The following is a 3,793-nucleotide window of genomic DNA, read 5'->3' on the forward strand; positions in this document are numbered from 1 at the left end:
CATTTTTTTGTTTTAGCGCTCAATACCTTTCCACCGGAGATCTTACTTCCGGGGGAAAGCCCTAACCAGGAGGCAAAATGTTTTTCTGTAGGCCAACGGCTCATGTCCAGGCCGATTTCACTGATAATTTTTATAACGGTTTTTTAACAGGTTGTCAAATTTATTTAATCTTGACTTTTGCCTGAACCTCGATAGAATTAGATCCTATCCGTCCGATCGTCACGGAACAAGGAATGGGGTTCATCCGAACTCCAACCATTGAACTTTGAACGGTTTTTTCATATTAAACCCTCATGACCCATTGGGCCACCACGAAGCATGAAAATGGACTCCAGGTCCAAGGTTTGTAATACTTGAAACTTGCATCTTGAAACTTGAAACTTTATTTTCGAACTAAAAAACAGGGGTGAAACAGGACATGGTCCTTTCCAATTCAGCAGAGAATCCAAAAATAAGGGTATTGATTGTCGAAGACAATGCCCGATTCCGGCAGGCATTTAAGGATAACCTTCAAATAGTCAGCCCTGCTCTTGACATCCAGGAGGCGGTCGAAGGTCAGGAGTGCCTGGAAAAGGTGGAGGCCTTTCATCCCCAATTAGTGTTCATGGATATCCGGCTGCCCGGGGAGAGCGGCCTTTCCCTGACCAAAAAGATCAAGGCCAGGTATCCTGAAATGATGATCGTCGTTCTCACCAGTTACGACAACCAGGAGTATCGGGATGCCGCTTTTCAAAGCGGGGCCAACCGCTTTGTTTCCAAAGACTCTTTAAATTTCGAGGAGATGGCGGCGCTGATCCATTCGATTTAGAGTTATTAATTAGGACGCGGATTTTCGCCGATACCCGCAGGTTCAAGAAACAAGCTCAAAGCGGAAAGCTGAAACCTGCATCTTGCAACTTGAAACTTTTTTTCAATTAAATCCTGACAATCTGCATGATCGGCGAAAATCTGCCGATCCGAGTCGATCTGCGTCCAAAAAGGAATTTCCTATACTATTAAATTAGGACGCTGATTTTCGCCGATACCCGCAGATAACTATTCTTTATATTCAAAATCTTGACAATCTGCGTCGATCTGCGTCCAAAAAGGAATTTCCTATACTATCGAGTTACGGGTTTTTTTGCGTGATGCCGGTCACCAGGTATCGCAAGTAACGCACACTGGATAGAATCAGTGCGGTTCCTATACCGGTATAGAGAACCGATAAATAGGTTTTGGGAATCGTGGTATGACGCAGGACAACACCCACCAGAACCATTATCCCGATTAGGATATAACTCTTCCAGGGCATGAAAGAAAAAAGGCACCTTTTTCCTTCCATGGGCAGGATTCGCCCCAGGTTTCTATCGACGATCCTTAGAAATCCAAAATGATGGATGATCAGGGCCAATACAAATCCGATAGCCAACATCAGCAGGACTTGATCGGGCTTTTCGCCCCCCAGCCATGAAAAAGACAAACCATTCATCAAAAGGCCTATTCCGATCCACAGGATTCCCGCAATAAGCAACAGAGCGTTTTTAGGAACGCCGGGCTTCCATTTTTCGAATACAGGGACTTTTAAATGCATAAGATTAATATGAAAATAGAAAATACAGGCTATAGGCACGTGGCTATAGGCTATAGGCGCATGAAAAACCTTGGACCCTGTACTTTGCCCATCGCCTATTGCCCATCGCCAATCGCCTAAAAAAAATTTTCATGGTTCGAGGTGTCCGCTATAGGCGGGCATGGAGGTTTAATATCATAATCGGGATCTTATTGCAATTTCTTCCCTGAAGGCTTGATTGATCAGGGGATATTTGATAGTATTATAATAACTTTCTTTACGGTCTTCGGGCCGCCAAGCCGAAAAAGGATCATCATGGATTTTACAACCCTTACATCCCTATTATCCAAAGTCCGGGCCGAGTATGCCGATCTGCGTTACGAGGTCAAAAAAGAAGTACAAATCGTTTTCAGCGGCCGGGATCTTACCCAGATCAGCGCCACCACCACCGACGGCTACGTGCTGCGGGTCCTGAAAGAAGGGGGGTTCTCCACCGTGGTCTTCACCCAGGAAAAAGACGGCGAAAAGGCCAGCCGCAAGGCCGAAGAAAATGCCCTGCTCATCGGCCGGAACATCAGCGAACCGGTTCGTCTGGCCCCGGCGGAAATAATCCAGGATCATTTTTTTCCGCAACTCGATGAAGATCCGCGGGCCGTTGATATGGAAGAAAAACTGGCCATCACCCGGGGTTATAATCAACTGCCGTTGAAAAAGGAAAAGATCGTCACCACCCAGATCCAGTATTTGGAGTTGGTACGGGAAAAATATTTTGTCAGCACCGAGGGCAGCCGGATCCGGGAAGACCTGGTGACCACCCGATTGGGAGGCACCATCACCAGCCAGGAAGGCACCCTGACCCAGACGGTTCGGGTCGGTATGGGCGGCAGCTCCGGCTTTGCCCGGCTCCGAAACCAGGAGGCCCTGTTTGAGGAAAAAACCGCCATTGCCCTGGACCTGCTGAAGGCCGAACCGGTGGCCGGCGGAACCTATCCGGTCATCCTCAACCCCGATCTGGCCGGGGTCTTTACCCATGAAGCCTTCGGTCATTATTCCGAGGCCGACCTGATCGAAGACTCCCCTTCCATGCAGGAGAAGTTGCAGCTTGGCAGCCTGATCGGCCATCCGGCATTGTCGATAACTGATGACCCCACCTTTCCCCGCCAATTAGGTTTTTACAAATACGACGACGAAGGCGTAGCCTGCCGGCCTGTCCCTCTGATCACCAAAGGAGTACTCACCGGCCGGCTCCATTCCCGCCGCACCGCCGCCCGTTTCGGAGAGCCTTTGACCGGCCACTCCGTAGCCGAAGATTACCGCTATGCCCCGATCATCCGTATGGGAACCATTTTTATCAAACCGGGGACCGCAACCTTCGATGAACTTCTTGGCCGTTTGGATAACGGGCTCTATCTGGTCAATGCCCTGGGCGGACAGACCAGCGGGGAAAACTTCACCTTCGGGGCCGAATACGGCTATGCGGTTAACAAAGGCAAACGGCAGGGAATGATACGGGACATCAATATATCGGGCAATCTTTACCATACCCTGAAAAATATTGAAGGGATCGGTAATGACCTGGAATTAAGCCAGCTCGGGGGCTGCGGGAAAGGGCAGACCAATATCCGATCCTGCCACGGCGGTCCCCATTGCCTGGTCCGGGATGTCGTCGTGGGGGGACGCTGATGGAACAGATATTGGAAAAAACCGCCCAAGCGGCCGATCAGGCCGAGGTCTATTTTCTGGAACAACAAAGCGATCAGATCCAATTTGAAAACGGCCAGCTCAAAGAGATCGAATCCAAGATGCAGTCCGGCTTGGCCCTGCGGATCATCAAAGAGGGTTGCCTGGGCTTTGCCTATACCAAGAACCTTCTAAACCCGGAAGACCTTTTGCAGCAGGCCCTGGATTCGCTCCGAGGAAAAGTAGAGGCCCCCTTTGATTTTCCCTCCGCTGCGCCGCGGCCTTCCCTGCAAACCGATGATCCCCGGCTGCAAGAACTAACTAATTCCGCCCTGGTGGAAGAAGGCCGCCGGGTCTGCGAATATTTGGGCTCAAAAGTCCAGGGGCAGGTGAATGTCTCCATCCAGCGGGATTGGCAACACATCCGTTTGCAGAATACCCGTGGTCTGGATCAATCCCTGATAAGCAGCTCCTATTTTTTGAATGCCTCCCTGCTGTTTCCCGGTTCTCAGGCCGGTCTCGACCGGCATATCATTGAAAAAGGATTCAGAACCTTTCCAGAAG

Annotated in this window: 4 protein-coding genes and 1 pseudogene; 3 read left to right on the plus strand and 2 right to left on the minus strand. The window is 50.0% G+C overall.

Annotated elements, in window-relative coordinates:
- A pseudogene (locus HY879_05690) lies at nucleotides 1-137 on the minus strand (transposase).
- A 269-nt stretch (nucleotides 138-406) separates the two neighbouring features.
- Here HY879_05690 and HY879_05695 point away from each other — a divergent pair.
- Nucleotides 407-808 carry a response regulator transcription factor gene (locus HY879_05695; GenBank protein MBI5602830.1) on the plus strand — a complete coding sequence of 134 codons (402 nt, stop codon included), beginning with the start codon at nucleotides 407-409 and terminating at the stop codon, nucleotides 806-808.
- A gap of 300 nt (nucleotides 809-1,108) precedes the next feature.
- Here the strand turns inward: HY879_05695 and HY879_05700 are convergent, their stop codons facing one another.
- On the minus strand, nucleotides 1,109-1,570 hold the full coding sequence (locus HY879_05700) for a hypothetical protein (protein ID MBI5602831.1): 462 nt from the start codon (nucleotides 1,568-1,570) through the stop codon (nucleotides 1,109-1,111).
- 294 nt (nucleotides 1,571-1,864) lie between these two features.
- Here HY879_05700 and HY879_05705 point away from each other — a divergent pair, with 294 nt between their 5' ends.
- A complete protein-coding gene (locus HY879_05705) occupies nucleotides 1,865-3,232 on the plus strand; it encodes a TldD/PmbA family protein (protein ID MBI5602832.1) in 1,368 nt (455 codons plus the stop codon).
- Nucleotides 3,232-3,793: TldD/PmbA family protein (locus HY879_05710; protein MBI5602833.1), on the plus strand; the 562-nt coding region annotated here is incomplete at its 3' end. The genes HY879_05705 and HY879_05710, both read left to right, overlap by 1 nt.

Source organism: Deltaproteobacteria bacterium (assembly GCA_016219225.1).
In the GTDB taxonomy this organism is placed as follows: Bacteria; Desulfobacterota; RBG-13-43-22; order RBG-13-43-22; family RBG-13-43-22; genus RBG-13-43-22.

Bases quoted from the DNA above. Each gene is read 5' to 3' on its own strand.
- HY879_05700 (MBI5602831.1), bottom strand. From the start codon at position 1,570: ATGCATTTAAAAGTCCCTGTATTCGAAAAATGGAAGCCCGGCGTTCCT.
- HY879_05705 (MBI5602832.1), top strand. From the start codon at position 1,865: ATGGATTTTACAACCCTTACATCCCTATTATCCAAAGTCCGGGCCGAG.